Raw genomic sequence first — 18,065 nt, forward strand, 5'->3', positions numbered from 1 at the left:
TGCCATGACCGCTAGGAAGGAAGTGCCGACCGTGGCTCAGAGCACCGAGACCGACTGGGTCTCCCGATTCGCCGACGAGGTCATTGCCGAGGCGGAGCGCCGCGCCCCGGGCAAACCTGTCGTCTGCGCCTCGGGCCTCAGCCCGTCCGGACCGATCCACCTCGGCAATCTGCGCGAGGTCATGACCCCGCACCTGGTCGCCGACGAGATCCGGCGCCGGGGCTATGAATGCGTTCACATCCTGTCCTGGGACGACTACGACCGGTACCGCAAGGTCCCGGCCGGGATCGACCCGTCCTGGTCCGAGCACATCGGCAAGCCGCTCACCTCGGTCCCGGCCCCGCCCGGATCGCCGTATGCGAACTGGGCGGAGCACTTCAAGGTGCCGATGGCCGAGGCGCTGCGGGAGATGGGCATCGAGTTCCACCCCATCAGCCAGACCGAGATGTACACCTCGGGGGCGTACCGCGAGCAGATCCTGCACGCGATGCGCCATCGCCGGGAGATCGACGCCGTCCTGGACCGGTACCGCACCAAGGAGAAGGCCGGCGCCAAGAAGCCGGCCAAGCAGCAGCAGAAGCCGGTCGACGAGGCCGAGCTGGCCGCCGCCGAGGGGTCGGGCGCGGCCGCCGAGGACGACGGCAGCGCGGGCGGCGCGGGTTACTTCCCGTACAAGCCCTACTGCTCGGTCTGCGACCGCGATCTGACCACGGTGACCTCGTACGACGACGAGACCACCGAGCTGGCCTACACCTGCGCGTGCGGCCACGGCGAGACCGTCCTGCTCACCGAGCACAACCAGGGCAAGCTGGTCTGGAAGGTCGACTGGCCGATGCGCTGGGCGTACGAGGGTGTGGTCTTCGAGCCGTCTGGCGTCGACCACTCCTCGCCGGGCTCGTCCTATGTGGTCGGCGGCCAGATCGTCCGCGAGGTCTTCGGCGGGGAGCAGCCCATCGGCCCGATGTACGCCTTCGTGGGCATCAGCGGCATGGCCAAGATGTCCTCCTCCAAGGGCGGTGTGCCCACCCCGGCCGACGCCCTGGAGATCATGGAGGCGCCGCTGCTGCGCTGGCTGTACGCCCGCCGCCGGCCCAACCAGTCCTTCAAGATCGCCTTCGACCAGGAGATCCAGCGGACCTACGACGAGTGGGACGCGCTGGAGCGCAAGATCACCGAAGGTACGGCCCAGCCCGCCGACGTGGCCGCCTACGGCCGCGCGACCCGCACCTCCACGGGCGAGCTGCCGAGCACCCCGCGCCCGCTGCCGTACCGCACGCTGGCCTCGGTGGTGGACATCACCACCGGCCATGACGAGCAGACGCTGCGCATCCTCAGCGACCTCGACCCGGGCAACCCGGTCAAGTCCCTGGAGGAGACCCGGCCCCGGCTCGACAAGGCCGAGCGCTGGATCACCACCCAGGTCCCGGCCGACCAGCGCACCCGGGTCCGGGACGAGCCGGACACCGAGCGGCTGGCCGTGCTGGGCGACACCGAGCGGGAGTCGCTGCGGCTGCTGCTCGACGGCCTGGACGACCACTGGTCGCTGGACGGTCTCACCACGCTGGTCTACGGAGTGCCCAAGATCCAGGCGGGGCTGTCGCCGGACGCCAAGCCGACGCCGGAGCTCAAGGTCGCCCAGCGGTCGTTCTTCGCGCTGCTCTACACCCTGCTGGTCGGGCGGGACACCGGCCCGAGGCTGCCCACGCTGCTGCTGGCGGTGGGGGCGGACCGGGTGCGCAAGCTGCTCGCGGCCTGACCTCTCCGCTCCCGGGCGCCGGGCGGGCGGCCTTACGGCTGCCGCCCGGCGCCTTCGGCTCTACGGGATGGCTTCCCGCTCCAGGCGGACGCGCTCCTTGAAGTCCTCGACATACGCGGACAGCTCGCCGTTGCTGAGGTCGCTCACGCCGTACGTCTCGCGCAGCCGCTGCCCGAACTGGTACGCGGAGGGGTACCGGCTGTGGTCGGCGAGAAACTGGCGGAAGGTCGCGTAGTAGACCTCCTCGCGCGGGACGTCGTCCGGCAGCTGGTTCACCGGCTGCCCCGGCTGCCCCGGCTGCTCCTCGTACGCGTACCGCTCGGGCTCGCGCTGCTCCGGCACGTACACGCCCTGATGGCTGCCCACGCCCTCACCGCCGAGCGGTCGCACCCGGCCGCCGGGCCCGACCGGCACGGTCAGCTGGGGCTGCTGCGGCTGTTGCTGCTCGAACTGCGCCGCCTGGCCCGGGACCTGCTGGTACTGCGGCTGGGGGGCCTGCTCGTACTGCGGCTGCTGGGGCTGCTGTGGCTGTTGCTCGACCGGCGTGGGGTGGGTGGCGGCCGCCGGGTCGAACGGCATGGCGTTGCGGCCGTCGTGGCCCTGCCCCGCGGGCTGCTGGTACACCGGCAGGGGCAGCGAGAGCGGCAGCTCCTGCGTCTGGGGCGTCTGGGGGTGCTGCTGCGGGGCGTCGGCGGGGCCGGTGCCGCCCGCACCGTCCAGGGCGCCGGGCGGGCCGTACGGGCCCGGCTGGGCTCCCGGGGAGGCGCTCTTGGCCCCCGCCCCGTCCGCCGCGTCGGTCCGGCCCGGCGGAAGCGCCGTCGGCGACACCGCGGACGGCTCCAGCCCGGCCGCCGCGAGCCCCGCGGGGGCGGTGTCCGACAGCGGCACCCCGTACCGCGCCAGCCGCAGCGGCATCAGCGACTCCACGGGCGCCTTACGGCGCCAGGCGCGCCCATAGCGGGCCCGCAGCCGGGCCTGGTAGACCAGCCGGTCCTGCTCCAGCCTGATGACCTCGTCGTAGCTGCGCAGCTCCCACAGCTTCATCCGGCGCCACAGCCGGAAGGTGGGCACCGGCGCGAGCAGCCAGCGGGTGATGCGGACCGACTCCATGTGCCGGTCGGCGGTGATGTCGGCGATCCGGCCGACCGCGTGCCGGGCGGCCTCCACGGAGACGACGAAGAGGATCGGGATCACGGCGTGCATGCCGACGCCGATCGGGTCCGGCCAGGCGGCCGCGCCGTTGAAGGCGATGGTGGCCGCGGTCAGCAGCCAGGCCGTCTGGCGCAGCAGCGGGAAGGGGATGCGGATCCAGGTGAGCAGCAGATCCAGCGCGAGCAGGACCACGATCCCCGCGTCGATGCCGATCGGAAAGACGTTGGAGAACGTGCCGAAGCCCTTGTCGAGGGCGAGATCGCGCACCGCCGCGTAGGAACCGGCGAAGCCGATCCCCGCGATCACCACCGCCCCGCTGACGACCACCCCGGCCAGTATTCGGTGCATCCGTGTCAGTTGCATCGCGGCCACCCGCGACCCCTCCCCGTCTTCAACAACAGCGGCCTCAGCGTCGCATACACGTCAAGGTCCATGGGCGGAAAGGGGTCGTGTCGGGGGATCAGGTGCCGCTCTGGGAGTCCTTCGCGATGGCGCCGACGGCCTCCTTGGCGGCGGACTTGGCGTCCTTGAGCAGCGCGGCCGCGTCCGGGGTCTTCTCCTTCTCGTAGCCCGCGCCGTCGTACTGGACGGTGATGACGACATTGGCGGTGCGGGTCACCACCGTCTGGTTGCGGAACTCGTCGCCGTCCTTCTTCTCCTTGGCGCTGACCGAGGTCGCCTCGTCGCCGATGCCCGCGACCTTCTCGGTCTTGGGGTCGGTCACCTTGCCGGTGGCGGCCCTGCTGGCCTGCTGGGCGGCGTACTCCCCGGCGCGCCGGTCGCCGGAGCCGAGCCCCGGGTCGGAGCGGAACAGCTTGAGGGAGACGGTCAGCGAGCGGTACTTGAAGCCGTCGAGGCCGCTCCACAGGCAGCTGGCGGAGGTGTTGGTGTCGGCCGAGGGAAGGGCCTTGCCCTTCTTGTTCTGCGCCTTGGGGACGAGCTTGTCGACCGTCTTCCCGGAGAGGGCGGTGCACACATCGGGCAGCTTGCTGAACTTCGCGGCCGCGACGGTGGGTGAAGCGCTGGGCGAGCCGGGTCTCGCCGAGCCACCGGCGTTCTTTTCATCCTTGTCGTCCGAGCCGGAGGAGCAGCCGGCGACGAGCACCATCGGTACGGTCGCGCAGGCGAGTATTCGGGCGAGTCGCGGGGCTGAACGGTGCATGGGTCCTTCGCTCATTCTCTGTCGATGGGCGGACGTACCGCCCGCGTCATTAGTCGGCACGGTACGCGGCCGACGCGCGGGCGTCCCAATTTCCGAGGTCTGAGCGGGGTGCCCGCAGAGGATGGCCAGAACCCGCTATTCGTTGAGACGACCGGTCAGCTCATCGGCCAAGTCCTGGGCGCTTTCCTGCAGTTCCTGGCTGTTGGGAATGTGCTTCTTGTCGGTCGTCCACTGGTCGTACTCAATGGTGGCAATCACATTCGAGGACCGGAACACGAGCGTGATATCGCGGTGTATACCCGAGTCCTTGGTGATCAGCTCGTCGTTGAGGAAGGCGCCGTCGCCGAGGTCGTCCAGCCGGCGCGGGGCGGTGTCGTCCGAGGCAGTGTCACTTTCGTCACTTTCGCCGCTCGCCTCGCCCCCCGCGGAGGGGGTATCGGCGCCTTTGTCCGTCTCGTCGGACTTGTCGCTCGTGCCGCCCTTACCGCTCGTGCCGGGCTCGTCGGAGCTCGTGCCGGGGGAGGTGGAGGAGTCGCTGTCGCCGCTCGCGCCGTCCTCGCTCTGCGAGCTGGAGGAGGGGGTCGAGGGGGCGCTCGGGGCGTCCGGGATGTCGGCGGCGACGGCCTTCTTCTCGTAGGCCTCCTGCGCCCGGTCGTCATCGCTGACCGAGGGGTCGTACGAGACGACGCGCTGGAAGTCGATCGTGAGATAGCGCGTGCCGCTCGCGGTCTCCACCTTCCAGCGGCAGCCGTCCCGCCGGTCTATGTCATACGTCACGGCGGCCTGGCCGTCGTACACCTTGTCGTCCTGCTCGGCGCCGGGCAGCAGGGTCTGGAGGGTCTTGCGGCTGACCGCGCCGCATGCCTCGGGCAGGGTGCGGTAACGGCCGGGCTCGGCGGAGACGTTCGTCCCGGAGTCGCCGGAGGCGCCGTCGTCCGGGCCGGACGACGAATCGGAGCCGGTGCATCCGCCGAGCCCCGCGGCGACGAGCACGGTGATGAGCACGGCGCCGGCCGGGGCGGCCCGCCGTCCGTACGCCCTTCGCTGCGCTGGCTGCACTGTCGGTGTCCCTTCGAGCGACGGAAAACTCCTTGCCGCCCGGGGGCGGTGGCTGGAGACAATGTCTACCGCACGCACTGCCGCGCCCGCCGGTCACCTGTCGCCTATGGAGCCTTGGTCCGGCTTTTGCGGTTTCTGTCTTTTACGGGGGAATGAGTACATCATGTCGTATGTGGAGGTGGCCGGCGCTCAGGTGCCGATCCGGATGTGGGCCGACCCCTCGACGGTCGAGGGCGTGGCCATGCAGCAGCTGCGGAACGTCGCCACGCTGCCCTGGATCAAGGGCCTCGCCGTGATGCCGGATGTGCATTATGGGAAGGGTGCCACGGTCGGCTCGGTGATCGCGATGGCGGGCGCGGTGTGCCCGGCGGCCGTCGGCGTGGACATCGGCTGCGGGATGTCGGCGGTCAAGACATCGCTGACCGCCGACGACCTTCCGGGGGATCTCTCGCGGCTGCGGTCCCGGATCGAGCAGACGATCCCGGTGGGGCGCGGTATGCACGACGACCCGGTGGACCCGGGGCGGCTGCACGCGTTTCCGACGGCGGGGTGGGACGACTTCTGGAGCCGGTTCGGGGGAGTGGCCGAGGCGGTCAAGTTCCGTCAGGAGCGGGCCGTCAAGCAGATGGGTTCGCTCGGGTCCGGTAACCACTTCATCGAGTTCTGCCTCGATGACGAGGGTGCGGTCTGGCTGATGCTGCACTCCGGCTCCCGCAACATCGGTAAGGAGCTCGCCGAGTACCACATCGGCGAGGCCCGGAAGCTCCCGCACAACCAGGATCTGATCGACCGCGACCTGGCCGTCTTCATCGCGGACACCCCGCAGATGGCGGCGTACCGGCACGATCTCTTCTGGGCGCAGGAGTACGCGAAGTACAACCGCGCGATCATGATGGCGCTCTTCCAGGACGTGGTGCGCAAGGAGTTCAGGAAGGCCCGCCCGGTCTTCGAGCCGGTGATCAGTTGCCACCACAACTATGTCGCCGAGGAGCGCTACGAGCACATGGACCTTCTCGTGACCCGTAAGGGCGCCATCCGCGCCGGGAGCGGGGACTACGGGATCATTCCGGGCTCGATGGGCACCGGTTCGTACATCGTGCGCGGTCTGGGGAACGAGGCGTCGTTCAACTCGGCCTCGCACGGAGCGGGCCGGAAGATGAGCCGTAACGCGGCGAAGAAGCGCTTCTCGACCCGGGATCTGGAGGAGCAGACGCGGGGCGTGGAGTGCCGTAAGGACTCCGGCGTCGTGGACGAGATCCCGGGGGCGTACAAGCCGATCGAGAAGGTCATCGACCAGCAGCGGGACCTGGTCGAGGTGGTGGCCAGGCTCAAGCAGGTCGTGTGCGTGAAGGGCTGAGGCCCGGGACCCCTCGACCGCACATCATCAACGGCCCCCGGACCGGTGACGGTTCGGGGGCCCCGCCTTGTCCATGGGTGTTCCATGGGTGATGCCCCGCGTTATCGGCTGAGGCCGTCGAAGGCGATGGGCAGATGCCGGGGGCCTCTGAGGACGGCGTTGTGGCGGTAAGGCGGCGGGTCCTCGATCAGGCGGGGGTTGTCGAGCCGGCGGACCAGTTCGGCCAGGGCGGCCTGCGCCTCGAGGCGGGCCAGGGGCGAGCCGATGCAGTTGTGGATGCCGGTGCCGAAGCCGAAGTGCTGGTTGTCCGGGCGGTCGGGGATGAAGCGGTCGGGCTCGGGGAAGCGCTGGGGGTCCCGGTTCCCGGAGGCCGGGACGAGCCACAGTGAGGCGCCCTGGGGAATGGTGGTACCGGCGATCTCGATGTCGTCGAGCGTGGTGCGCTCGGGCAGCAGCTGCACGGGCGGTTCGAACCGCAGCAGCTCTTCCACCAGCGGGATGACCAGGTCGGGGTCCGCACGCAGTTGCTTGAGGGTGTCGGGGTGGCGCAGCAGGGTGAGCATTCCGTTGGTGATGAGGTTGACGGTGGTCTCGTGACCCGCGATGAGCAGCAGCGTCAGGTTGCTGAGCATCTCGGGCAGGGACATCGGGCGCTCGTCGGCTCCGCGGTCGGTGGCCAGGGCGGAGATCATGTCCTCCCGGGGTGCGCGGCGGCGCTGCTCGATCAGGCCCGAGAGGTAGTCGGCGAGCTGGTGGTGGGCCTCCCGGATGGCCTGCCAGTGGGCCTGCTGTTCCTCGGGCGTGCCGACGGGCGGCTCGATGGCGGTGGCGACGGTGTCGGCCCACCCGTGGAAGCGCTGCTCGTCCTCCTGCGGGACGCCGAGCAGGCGGCAGATCACGGTGACGGGGAAGGGGTAGGAGAAGTCGTCGACGAGGTCGATCTGCTCCCGCCCCCGGAAGCGGTCGATGAGGCCGGAGACGATTCCGGAGATCTCGCCGTGCAGGCCGTAGACGCGCCGGGGGGAGTGCGGAGGGCCGTACGTCCGCATGATCAGCCGGCGCAGGCGGTCGTGGTCGGGAGGGTCGAGCCTGATGAAGCTCGGCGGCAGGTCGGGGTCCTCGGTCCTGGGACCGGTCTTCGCCTCGGGGGCGAGATTGCGGATGTCGGAGCTGACCCTGGGGTCGTGGAGCAGGCTGTGGATCTCCCAGTAGGTACTGACCAGGTAGGGGCCGGATTCGTCCCGCACCACGGGGGTCCTGCGGAGTTCGGCATACAGCGGGTAGGGGTCGGCGCGGTTGGCGTGGTCGAGGATCTGGCCCAGGAGTGCGACCGACGTCATGGTGGTTTTCCTTCCGGGTGCCGATGGTGTCCGCGTCGGGCGGTGGTGCCTGCCTCGGGCGGCCCGCGTCAGGCGGAGGTGCCTGCCTCGGGCGGTGGGCCCGCGTCAGGCGGGGGTGAACGTGACGCGCTGGTCGGTCGGGGAGTGGCCGCTCACGGTGACCTGGGGGCCGTGGGTGGGCACCGAGGGGTCGGGGAATCCGGCCGGCACCGGACGCATGCCTTCGGTCCGCCGGTCGACGGTGGTGAACGGCGGGGGGAAGGCCGCGGCCTGTTCGATCTGCCGCTGGTAGAACTCCAGCCATTTCGCCTGGTCGAAGGTGACGGCGGCGATGACGCGGCCCTGGTAGCCATAGGCCGCGGTGAAGCGGTGTTCGCCCAGCGAGCCCTGGCTGACGATGATCTGGTCGGCCATGTTCGGGACCCCGACGGACTTGATGTTGACGCCGAACTGGGCCGACCAGAAATACGGCGTCCACAGGTGCGGGCGGCGGTCCTCACCGTGACAGATCATGTTGTGGGCGGCGACCTGGGCCTGAGTGACCGCGTTGCCCCAGTGCTCCAGGGACAGGAACTGGTAGCCGAACAGCGGATGTGGGGAGCGGGCGACGTCTCCCGCGACGAAGACATCGTCGGCGACGATGCCCCGTACGTCGAAGGCCCGGCAGCCCGCGTCGCAGGCGATCCCGCGCGGCCCCGCGGCCAGCCCGGATCCCGCGAGCCATTCGGTGTTGCGCGTCGCGCCCAGGGCGACGACGGCCACATCCGCGTCCACTGTGCCGCCGTCCGAGAAATGGGCCCGCCGCAGCCGTCCCGCACCGTCGCCTTCGAGCCCGGTGACCATCACACCGCAGCGCAGGTCGACACCGTGCTGGTGGTGCAGTTGGGCGGCCACGTCGCCGATCACGCTGCCCAGGGCGCCCGACAGGGGGGTCGGGCCGCGTTCGGCGACCGTGACGGGCAGGTCCCGCTCGCGGCAGACGGAGGCGATCTCCGAGCCGGTGAATCCGGCGCCGATCACCAGCACCCGGCTGGGCCCGGCCTTCAACCGGTGCCTCAACCGGGTGGCGTCGTCCCTGGTCCGCAGCACGAAGACGCCGTCCAGGCCGGCCTCCAGCTCGTTCGGCCACGGGCGGGAGCGGACCCCGGTGGCGATCAGCAGCCGGTCGTACTCCACCGAGGTGCCATCGGCGAGAGCCACCCGCTTGGCCGTCGGATCCAGGCCGGTCGCGGCGACACCCAGCCGCCATTGCGCCTCGATCGCCCGACGCCGGGGGAGAGCCGTATGGTCGGCCGGCACCCTGCCGAGCAGGACCTGCTTGGACAGCGGCGGCCGGTCGTACGGCTCGTACGGCTCGTCACCGATCATGGTGAGGGTGCCGGTGAAGCCCTCCTCCCGGAGCGTCTCGGCGGCCCGCAGCCCCGCCAGGGAGGCACCCACGACGACGATGCGGCCCCCGCGCCTGAGCCGCTCCAGGGAACCGTCAACCGCCATCGGAGACACCCGCCCCCTCCGTGGCCCACGTCGCGCCCGCGCCCTCCACGGTGATGGCCTTGACCGGACAGGCCGCCTCCGCCCGCAGGACGTCCAGGCGCCGCGTGTCGTCGGGCTGCCCGTCGTACAGCAGCGCCTCCTCACCGTGCATCGCGAACACATCCGGCGCGAGGAAGGCGCACTGTGCGTAGCCCTGGCACCGGTTGAGATCTACGACAACTCTCATGACGCCTCCGCTTCACCGCGAGGTGACGGTCTCTCCCAGCATCGGAGAGACCTCGGGACGGCGCACATTCACGGGTCGGACGGGCGGACGGCTACAGGCCGCCCGTTCACGGGCTCAGCACTCGCGAACCAGCTCGGCGGCCGCGAAACGGGCTCAGCGCTCGCGGTGGACCTTGTGCTGGGCGGCCTGGGCACGTGGCCGGATGACCATCATGTCGATGTTCACATGCGAGGGGCGGGTCACCGCCCACTCGACCGTGTCGGCCACGTCGTCGGCGGTCAGCGGCTCGGCCACGCCCTCGTAAACGGCCGCGGCCTTGGCCTCGTCGCCGCGGTAGCGGTTCATCGCGAACTCGTCCGTCCTGACCATGCCCGGGGCGATCTCGATCACCCGCACCGGCTCACCGCACAGCTCCAGGCGCAGGGTGGCCGCGATGGCGTGGGCGCCGTGCTTGGCCGCCACGTACCCGCCGCCGCCCTCGTACGCCACATGGCCCGCCGTGGAGGACAGCACGACGATCGTGCCGTCGCCGGAGGCGGTGAGGGCGGGCAGCAGCGCCTGGGTCACCTGGAGCACCCCCACCACATTGACCTCGTACATCGCCCGCCAGTCGGCCGGGTCGGCGGTGGCGACGGGCTCGGCGCCGATCGCGCCGCCCGCGTTGTTCACCAGGACGTCGCAGCGGTCCAGAGCGGCGGCGAAGGACTCCACGGCAGCACGGTCGGTGACGTCGAGGGCATACGCCTCGGCCTCGTGCCCCGCCTCGGTCAGCTCGGCGGCGAGCGCGTCGACGCGCTCCTTACGGCGGGCGGCGAGGACGACGCGGAATCCGGCGGCGGCCAGACGACGCGCGGTCGCGGCACCGATCCCGCTGCTCGCGCCGGTGATGACTGCGGTACGGGTGGTCATCGGCCCTCCTGTGGCGACGTGGCGCAAACGGTGGTGCCTGCGCGTGATCCATACGCAGGATATGACGGCCTGATTTACCTCCAACCGGGGGACTGAAGATCGGAATCCGCTAGCGGGCCCTGGGCTCGGGGAAGGGTGCAGTGCGTCCGGCGCGGCGCCGGTAATGGAGCACCCATGCCCAAGGAGTGAATTCAGGTAATGACGCAGCAAAACAGATTCCTTCAGCGGTCTCGTCGTTCTTTCCGGCGCTGGGGCGTGGCCTCAGCGGGTGCCATCGCGGCTGCGGCCCTGGTCACCGGTGCTCCGGGAACCGCATGGGCCGCGGGCAGCACCCCCGAGCCGCACTCGTCGCCGAGCAACAAGTGCCACCAGGACCGGGCGAACGGGGACAGTAAGGGGCACCACGAGAACGGTCACCAGGACCCGAATGGCCGCCACGACAAGAACGGTCATCAGGACCCGAACGGCCACCACGGTGACCACGGTGACCACGTCCGTCACGACGAGGGCAGCCGTCACGACGAGGGCAGCCGTCACGAGGAGGGCAGCCGTCACGAGGAGGGCAGCCGTCACGAGGAGGGCAGCCGTCACGACGAGGGCGGGCGGCACGAGGAGAGTGGCCAGCGCGAGGACAGCGGCCGGTACGACGCGAACATGAACAGCCGTCGTGACGACAATGGGCGCCACGAGGACAACGGCGGCAAGGAGAACAACGGCGGCCACGAGGACAACGGCGGCCACGAGGACAACGGCGGCAAGGAGAACAACGGCGGCCACGAGGACAACGGCGGCAAGGAGAACAACGGCGGCCACGAGGACAACGGCCAGCAAGACGACCACGGGCGTCCGGACGTGAGCCGTTACTTCCCCGTCGGGAAGTTCTGGCACGGCCCCCAGGGCCGCAGCGTGGCACGCCCCGAGCAGGCCGCACAGCCGCAGCAGGCGGCTCAGCCGGAGCAGGTCGCCCAGCCGCAGGAGGCCGCCCAGGCCGCACAGCCGCAGCAGGCGGCCCAGCCCGAGCAGGCCGCACAGCCGCAGCAGGCGGCCCAGCCCGAGCAGGCCGTCCAGCCGCAGGAGGCCGCCCAGCCCGAGCAGGCCGCCCAGCCCGCTGAGGAGGCCCAGGACCGCGGCGCCGTCCGACCCGTCACCGTTCCCGCCCACGAGGACGACCAGGCTCGCCACGGCCAGGAGAACAAGCAGAACAAGCAGAACAAGCAGAACAAGGAGCACCAGGACGCGAAGAAGAGCGACCCGGTGACGATCGCTGAGGCGATCGAGATCGCCGAGTGCGAGGTCGGCGGCCAGGCCGTCACCGCCGAGCTGGTGGACTGCCCCGAGGACGACCCGCACCACAAGGGCAACCACAAGGGCAACCACCAGGACGAGCGCAAGGACGAGCGCAAGGACGAGCGCAAGGACCCGCAGCACCACGACGGTCAGCGCAAGGACAAGCAGCGCAAGGACGAGCACAAGGACCCGCACCAGAAGGAGGCCAAGAAGGAGGGCAAGAAGGTGTGGGTCGTGGAGGTCGAGTGCGACCACACCCTCACGACCGTCTTCATCGACCCGGAAACCGGCTGCGTCCTCGGTACGGAGCAGGAGCAGGAGCAGGACGACCACCACGGTGACCACGGCAAGCAGGGTGACCACGGCGACCACGAGGGCAAGGGCGGCCACGGCCGGCCGATGGTTACCGCCTAGGCACGTACATGATCACAGCGACTCCGGCCAGGCAGATCAGCGCTCCGATGACATCGAAGCGGTCGGGCCGGTAGCCGTTGGCGACCATGCCCCAGGCGAGCGATGCGGCGACGAAAACGCCGCCGTACACCGTGAGGATGCGGCCGAACTCCGCGTCCGGCTGGAGCGTGGCCGCGAACCCGTAGACGCCCAGGGAGATGATCCCTGCGCCGATCCACGCCCAACCCCTGTGCTCACGTACGCCCTGCCAGACGAGCCAGACGCCTCCGATCTCCAGGAGCGCGGCCACGGCGAAGAGAGCATGGAACGTGCGGTGAGCATGGGGGAGGGGCACGGCTCGATCATGAAGCCTGAACGAGCCGCCCATGGGCCCGCCTGAGCCCCGGCGTCGGCCGAAATTCCCTTTGCGCGCATCCGCCCGTGTGCCAGGGTCGGGCCGATGACGACGTCGACGACATCCCGATGTGCCTTACTGCGCTGGCAGTCCGACCTGACCTGGTCGCTCTTCGAGTACCACCTGGAGCGGTTGGAGCCCGGGGACTTCCTGTGGGAGCCCGTGGCCCACTGCTGGACGGTGCGGCGGGGCGCCGACGGGGCGTGGGTGCCGGACTGGGCGGAGACCGAGCCCGATCCCGTGCCCGTCCCCACCATTGGATGGCTGAGCTGGCATATCGGCTGGTGGTGGAGCGTGGCCATCGACCACGCGGAGGGACGGAGGCCGCGGGAGCGGACCGACGTCCTCTGGCCCGGCGACGGTAAGGCGGCCATCGAATGGCTGCGGGGTCTGCGGGCGGCGTGGACGGCCGTGCTGGAACGGCTCACCGAGGAGGACCTGGACGCCATCGCGCCGTTCCCCTGGGATCGGGACCCCGAGCACACCGTTGCCCACATGGCGGCCTGGGTGAACGCCGAGCTGATGAAGAACGCCGCCGAGATCGGCCAACTCCGCCTGCTGCGCGCCGCGTCCGCGACGTAGGGGCCCCGGCCTCAGAACCCCCGGCCGCAGAGCCACGGCCCGGCCTCAAGGCCCGGGTTTCACGGCCCAGGTCTCAGGACCCCGGGTCTCACGGCCCGGGTCTCTCAGGACCCCGGGTCTCACGGCCACACCAGGCAGTACGCCTGGTGCCCCGCCTCGTGCAGCCGGTGGCTGAAGTCCTGCCACTCGTGCAGCAGTTGATAGACCGTGAAGGCGTCCCGGGGGCCGCCGCGGTCGGGGACCGTGGACCAGATGAAGGCCGCGGCGCCCACGGACTCCTCGCCCACGCCGCGCAGCGGGTCGACGACGGTCATCGGGAGCTTGACGACGGCGTAGTCCGGGTGGAGGACGACCAGTTCGAGCGGGGGGACCCTGTGGAGCGGGACGCCCTCGATGCCGGTGAGGACCATCGCCGCGACCGTCTCCGGCTTGATCTTCGTGAACATGCCTTGGCCGAGCTCATCGCCGCCGAGCTCCTCGGGGCGCATGGAGATGGGGACCCTGGCCGCGGTGGCGCCATCGGGCGCACCGAAGTACTTGTAGGTCACCCCCATGCGGCCCCCGCTTCTGCCTGCCCTGCCCGCCTCGTCCCGCCGATGGCGACCGGACCGGGCACGCTCGGGGCCGCCTCGGTCGTCAGTCCCTTCACCCAGTTCGCCACCGCGATGCATATCTCCACCCGACCACTCGCGGCCACTACCGCGCAACCCGATCTCTGTTACAGCAACCTCCCCCACGCTCGGGCTGTGAAACGCCCGGCCGCGGGAGTCTGTCCGGCTCTGACAACATGGCTTGCGTGAGCTATCCGTACGCAGCCCCAGTTTCGCAGACGCTTTTCGATCGCGCGGCCGCCGTGACCCCCGGCGGCGTGAACTCTCCGGTGCGGGCGTTCCGCGCCGTGGGGGGAACGCCCCGGTTCATGGTGTCCGGTGACGGTCCGTACCTCACCGATGCCGACGGACGCGAGTATGTGGACCTCGTGTGCTCGTGGGGACCGATGATCCTCGGCCATTCCCACCCCGAGGTCATCGCGGCCGTGCAGGCCGCCGTCGCTCGCGGTACGTCGTTCGGCACGCCCGGTGAGGGTGAGGTCGAGCTCGCCGAGGAGATCGTGGCGCGGGTCGCCCCCGTCGAGCAGGTGCGCCTGGTGTCGTCCGGCACCGAGGCGACGATGTCGGCGATCCGCCTGGCCCGCGGGTTCACCGGGCGGTCGAAGGTGATCAAGTTCGCCGGTTGCTATCACGGGCATGTGGACGCCCTGCTGGCCGCGGCCGGGTCCGGAGTGGCGACCTTCGGGCTGCCGGACACTCCGGGGGTGACGGGAGCGCAGGCGGGGGAGACCGTGGTGCTGCCGTACAACGACCTGGAGGCGGTCCGGGCGGCCTTTGCCGCGCACCCCGGGGAGATCGCCTGTGTGATCACCGAGGCGTCGCCGGGCAACATGGGCGTGGTCCCGCCGCTGCCCGGGTTCAACGCGGGCCTCAAGCAGCTCTGCGCCGACCATGGCGCGCTCTACATCTCCGACGAGGTCATGACCGGCTTCCGGGTCTCCCGGGCCGGGTGGTTCGGGCTGGACGGCGTGGAGCCGGACCTGATGACCTTCGGCAAGGTCATGGGCGGCGGCTTCCCGGCGGCGGCCTTCGGCGGGCGCGCCGAGGTCATGGAGCGCCTCGCCCCGGCCGGCCCGGTCTACCAGGCGGGCACGCTGTCCGGGAACCCGATCGCCACGGCCGCGGGCGTCGCGCAGCTGCGGCTGCTGGACGACGCGGCGTACGGACAGGTCGACGCGGCCTCCGAGCGGCTGCGGGCGATGGCGACGGAGGCGCTCTCCAAGGCGGGCGTGGCCCACCGGGTGCAGGTCGCGGGCAACATGTTCTCGGTCTTCTTCACCGGCGACGAGGTCACCAACTACGAGCAGGCCAAGGCGCAGGAGTCGTTCCGCTTCACCGCCTTCTTCCATTCGATGCTGTCCCAGGGCGTCTATCTCCCGCCGTCCGCCTTCGAGTCGTGGTTCGTCTCCACGGCGCATGACGAGCGGGCGCTGGAGCGGGTGGCAGCGGCTCTGCCGGGGGCGGCGCGGGCCGCCGCCGAGGCCACTGAATGATGGGTGACATGACACAGAGCGAGAACGACATCACCGTCGTCCATGTGATGCGCCACGGCGAGGTGCACAACCCGGAGGGCGTGCTCTACGGCAGGCTGCCCGGCTACCACCTCTCGGACCTGGGGCGGCAGATGGCCGACCGGGTCGCCGAGCACCTCGCCGACCGTGACATCACCCATGTCGTCGCCTCCCCGTTGGAGCGGGCGCAGGAGACGGCGGGGCCGATCGCCAAGGCGCACGGCCTGGACGTGGCCGTGGACGAGCGGCTGATCGAGGCGGCGAACGTCTTTCAGGGCAAGACCTTCGGTGTCGGCGACGGCGCGCTGCGCAAACCGGCCAACTGGCGCCATCTCACCAACCCGTTCCGCCCGTCCTGGGGCGAGCCCTATGTCGACCAGGTGGTGCGGATGATGGCGGCGCTGGGCCGGGCGCGGGACGCCGCGCGCGGGCACGAGGCGGTGTGCGTCAGCCATCAGCTGCCCATCTGGATCGTGCGCAGCTTCGTGGAGCGGCGGCGGCTGTGGCACGACCCGCGCAAGCGGCAGTGCACCTTGGCCAGCCTCACCAGCTTCACCTACCGCGGCGACAGGATCGTCGCGGTGGGCTACAGCGAACCGGCCCGTGATCTTGTCCCGGCCCATCTGCGCGCGGGCGCCAAGCCGGTGAAGGGGGCCTCCAAGGGCTTCGGCGCCTGAGCGGCAGGGCTACGGCGCCTGAGCGGCGCGGGCCGCGGTGCGTGGTGACCGGCGCATGGCCGTGGGATGGCCGGTGCGTCACGGGGCGCGTTCCCGAATGGAGACATTGTGTCCGCTGTGTAATTGACCGCGTTCCTTCGGAACCTCGCTATTCGCTTCGCCATCTCCAGGGTTGTCCGGACACCCCGGGCAATCGGAACGGCGAGTGCGAATAGAGGACGTTATGCGTGAGGTCAGCCGGAGGGGGATCCTCGGTCTGGGTGTGGGAGCGGCGGCATCACTGGCCGTCGCCGGCTGTTCCTCGGGATCCGGGACGCCGAAGCCTGCGAAGAAGACCACTCAGGCGAAGCCGATCGGTGACGGCTCCACTTCGAAGGGTGAGCAGCGGCCGGCGGACCCGAAGCCCGAGCGGCTGGCACCGGGGCAGAAGCCGCCGCAGTTCGTGGTCTTCTCATGGGACGGCGCGGGAGAGGTCGGCAACGGTCTCTTCCCGCGGTTCCGCAAGCTCGCCAAGGACCATGGCGCGACCATGACCTTCTTCCTCTCCGGTATCTACTGCCTTCCGGAGTCGAAGAAGTCGCTGTACCGGCCGCCGAACAACCCGGTGGGCGCCTCCGACATCGGCTATCTCACCGATGAGCACATCAAGGAGACGCTGCGCAACGTGCGCGAGGCGTGGCTCGAGGGCCATGAGATCGGCACTCACTTCAATGGCCACTTCTGCTCCGGAAGCGGGTCGGTGGAGAACTGGACGTCCGCGCAGTGGAAGTCCGAGATCGACCAGGCCATGTCCTTCGTCACGGAGTGGCGGACGAATACGCGCTTCACCGATGTGGAACCGCTGCCGTTCGACTACCACAAGGAACTCATCGGCGGCCGCACGCCCTGTCTGAAGGGCCAGACCAATTTGCTGCCGACCGCCCGGGAACTCGGCTGGCGCTATGACGCCAGTTCGCCCGGCGGACTCCAGGTATGGCCGTCGAAGAAGCAGGGGGTGTGGGACTTCCCGCTGCAGCAGATTCCCTTTCCGGGGCACACCTTCGAGGTGCTCTCCATGGACTACAACATCCTGGCGAACCAGTCGCAGAATTCCACCAATGCCCCGCCCGCGAACTACCCGGGCTGGCGCAAGCAGGCCACCGAGGCGTACATAGCCGGCTTCAAGCGGGCCTATGAGACCAACCGCGCCCCGCTTTTCATCGGCAACCACTTCGAGCAGTGGAACGGTGGTATCTACATGGACGCCGTCGAAGAGGCGCTGAAGCATATGGCCGACGAGAAGCGGAAGGACGTCCGGTTGGTCTCCTTCAAGCAGTTCACCGACTGGATGGACGCACAGGACCCCGCGGTCCTGGCCGATCTGCGCGGGCTCGGCGTGGGCCAGGCGTGGAGCGCGAGCGGTCACTGACCGCGTCGGCGGGCCGCAAGGTCCGCGGAGGCCCTCTGGGCCCCGGGCGGGGGTGCCCGGAGGGGGGTGGCGAAGATCCCCAAAAGGGCCATGCGAAACTTTTCACATGAGTGCCTGCCGTGCCCTTCGGGGCCTCGCGACCCGTCGTGGCGCAACCGTGCCGGCCATCGGGGCCGTGATCGCCGCGCTGTCCCTGACCGCCTGCAGCGGGGGCGGCGCCTCGGGCGGCTCCGCCGACACCAAGTTCGTCCAGGGCAAGGGCGGCGTGGACACGGTCTCCGAGGAGAACCGTAAGGACGCCCCCCAGCTCTCGGGGAAGACCCTGGAGGACAAGCCGCTGGACGTGGCGGACTACAAGGGCAAGATCGTGGTCCTGAACGTCTGGGGCTCGTGGTGCGCCCCCTGCCGGGCGGAGGCGGCGAACCTCGCCAAGGTCGCCAAGGACACCAAGGCCAAGGGCGTGCAGTTCGTCGGGATCAACACCCGTGACTCCAACCGCGCCCCCGCTCTCAGGTTCGAGAAGGAATACGGCGTCGACTACCCGAGCCTGTACGACCCGATCGGGAAGCTCATGCTGCGCTTCCCCAAGGGCAGTCTCAATCCGCAGGCCATCCCCTCGACGATCGTCCTGGACCGGGAGGGCAGGATCGCGGCCCGCGCTCTGACGCCGCTCAGCGAGGAGCGCCTGCGCTCGATGATCACCCCGCTGATCGCGGAGAAGTGACC

General features: G+C 70.2%; 17 protein-coding genes. 8 read left to right on the plus strand and 9 right to left on the minus strand.

Going from position 1 to position 18,065, the window contains the following annotated elements; translation table 11 throughout:
* Positions 1 to 4 precede the first annotated feature (4 nt).
* Positions 5 to 1,756, plus strand: coding sequence for a lysine--tRNA ligase (gene lysS, locus ACFYOY_RS42025; RefSeq protein WP_351900940.1), 1,752 nt, complete (start codon positions 5 to 7; stop codon positions 1,754 to 1,756).
* A 60-nt stretch (positions 1,757 to 1,816) separates the two neighbouring features.
* On the opposite strand, the gene ACFYOY_RS42030 is transcribed toward lysS, so the two are convergent.
* The 3 genes from ACFYOY_RS42030 to ACFYOY_RS42040 all read right to left on the minus strand — a co-directional run bounded on the left by ACFYOY_RS42030 (position 1,817) and on the right by ACFYOY_RS42040 (position 5,129).
* The gene (locus ACFYOY_RS42030; protein WP_388593069.1) at positions 1,817 to 3,280 is read right to left on the minus strand and encodes a DUF2637 domain-containing protein; all 1,464 of its coding nucleotides are present in this window, start codon (positions 3,278 to 3,280) and stop codon (positions 1,817 to 1,819) included.
* Positions 3,281 to 3,368: 88 nt separating this feature from the next.
* Positions 3,369 to 4,070 carry a hypothetical protein gene (locus tag ACFYOY_RS42035; protein ID WP_351900936.1) on the minus strand — a complete coding sequence of 234 codons (702 nt, stop codon included), beginning with the start codon at positions 4,068 to 4,070 and terminating at the stop codon, positions 3,369 to 3,371.
* A 135-nt stretch (positions 4,071 to 4,205) separates the two neighbouring features.
* Entirely contained in the window at positions 4,206 to 5,129 is a 924-nt protein-coding gene (locus ACFYOY_RS42040; RefSeq protein ID WP_351900934.1) for a DUF3558 domain-containing protein, read from the minus strand.
* A 163-nt stretch (positions 5,130 to 5,292) separates the two neighbouring features.
* Between ACFYOY_RS42040 and ACFYOY_RS42045 the strand changes: the two genes are divergently transcribed.
* On the plus strand, positions 5,293 to 6,486 hold the full coding sequence (locus ACFYOY_RS42045; protein ID WP_351900932.1) for an RtcB family protein: 1,194 nt from the start codon (positions 5,293 to 5,295) through the stop codon (positions 6,484 to 6,486).
* Between the two features lie 101 nt (positions 6,487 to 6,587).
* On the opposite strand, the gene ACFYOY_RS42050 is transcribed toward ACFYOY_RS42045, so the two are convergent.
* The 4 genes from ACFYOY_RS42050 to ACFYOY_RS42065 form a co-directional block, all read right to left on the minus strand.
* A complete protein-coding gene (locus tag ACFYOY_RS42050; RefSeq protein ID WP_351900928.1) occupies positions 6,588 to 7,826 on the minus strand; it encodes a cytochrome P450 in 1,239 nt (412 codons plus the stop codon).
* 105 nt (positions 7,827 to 7,931) lie between these two features.
* A complete protein-coding gene (locus ACFYOY_RS42055; RefSeq protein ID WP_351900926.1) occupies positions 7,932 to 9,320 on the minus strand; it encodes an FAD-dependent oxidoreductase in 1,389 nt (462 codons plus the stop codon).
* Positions 9,310 to 9,546: a ferredoxin gene (locus tag ACFYOY_RS42060; protein ID WP_351900924.1), complete on the minus strand. Its 237-nt coding sequence runs from the start codon at positions 9,544 to 9,546 to the stop codon at positions 9,310 to 9,312. Before ACFYOY_RS42060 ends, ACFYOY_RS42055 begins: the two co-directional genes overlap by 11 nt.
* 153 nt (positions 9,547 to 9,699) lie before the next feature.
* The gene (locus tag ACFYOY_RS42065) at positions 9,700 to 10,455 is read right to left on the minus strand and encodes an SDR family NAD(P)-dependent oxidoreductase (RefSeq protein ID WP_351900922.1); all 756 of its coding nucleotides are present in this window, start codon (positions 10,453 to 10,455) and stop codon (positions 9,700 to 9,702) included.
* Between the two features lie 255 nt (positions 10,456 to 10,710).
* Between ACFYOY_RS42065 and ACFYOY_RS42070 the strand changes: the two genes are divergently transcribed.
* Positions 10,711 to 12,156 (plus strand): hypothetical protein, encoded by a 1,446-nt coding sequence (locus ACFYOY_RS42070; RefSeq protein WP_388593075.1) that lies wholly within the window; start codon positions 10,711 to 10,713, stop codon positions 12,154 to 12,156.
* Here ACFYOY_RS42070 and ACFYOY_RS42075 read toward each other — a convergent pair.
* Positions 12,146 to 12,490, minus strand: a complete 345-nt coding sequence (locus ACFYOY_RS42075) for a YnfA family protein (protein ID WP_351900918.1) — start codon at positions 12,488 to 12,490, stop codon at positions 12,146 to 12,148. The genes ACFYOY_RS42070 and ACFYOY_RS42075 overlap by 11 nt on opposite strands.
* Positions 12,491 to 12,595: 105 nt before the next feature.
* On the opposite strand from ACFYOY_RS42075, the gene ACFYOY_RS42080 reads away from it, so the two are divergent.
* Entirely contained in the window at positions 12,596 to 13,132 is a 537-nt protein-coding gene (locus tag ACFYOY_RS42080) for a DinB family protein (protein ID WP_351900916.1), read from the plus strand.
* Positions 13,133 to 13,251: 119 nt separating this feature from the next.
* Here ACFYOY_RS42080 and ACFYOY_RS42085 read toward each other — a convergent pair whose 3' ends face one another.
* Entirely contained in the window at positions 13,252 to 13,803 is a 552-nt protein-coding gene (locus ACFYOY_RS42085; protein WP_351900914.1) for a hypothetical protein, read from the minus strand.
* Positions 13,804 to 13,919: 116 nt separating this feature from the next.
* Here ACFYOY_RS42085 and hemL point away from each other — a divergent pair, with 116 nt between their 5' ends.
* The 4 genes from hemL to ACFYOY_RS42105 all read left to right on the plus strand — a co-directional run bounded on the left by hemL (position 13,920) and on the right by ACFYOY_RS42105 (position 18,063).
* On the plus strand, positions 13,920 to 15,236 hold the full coding sequence (hemL, locus tag ACFYOY_RS42090) for a glutamate-1-semialdehyde 2,1-aminomutase (protein WP_351900912.1): 1,317 nt from the start codon (positions 13,920 to 13,922) through the stop codon (positions 15,234 to 15,236).
* Between the two features lie 8 nt (positions 15,237 to 15,244).
* Complete coding sequence (locus ACFYOY_RS42095) at positions 15,245 to 15,931, plus strand: histidine phosphatase family protein (protein ID WP_388593079.1); 687 nt, start codon at positions 15,245 to 15,247, stop codon at positions 15,929 to 15,931.
* Between the two features lie 223 nt (positions 15,932 to 16,154).
* On the plus strand, positions 16,155 to 17,339 hold the full coding sequence (locus ACFYOY_RS42100; RefSeq protein ID WP_351900908.1) for a hypothetical protein: 1,185 nt from the start codon (positions 16,155 to 16,157) through the stop codon (positions 17,337 to 17,339).
* 106 nt (positions 17,340 to 17,445) lie between these two features.
* Positions 17,446 to 18,063, plus strand: a complete 618-nt coding sequence (locus ACFYOY_RS42105; protein WP_351900906.1) for a TlpA disulfide reductase family protein — start codon at positions 17,446 to 17,448, stop codon at positions 18,061 to 18,063.
* The last annotated feature ends 2 nt before the right edge of the window (positions 18,064 to 18,065 follow it).

Source organism: Streptomyces sp. NPDC007875 (assembly GCF_042868035.1).
GTDB classification, from domain to species: domain Bacteria; phylum Actinomycetota; class Actinomycetes; order Streptomycetales; family Streptomycetaceae; genus Streptomyces; species Streptomyces antimycoticus.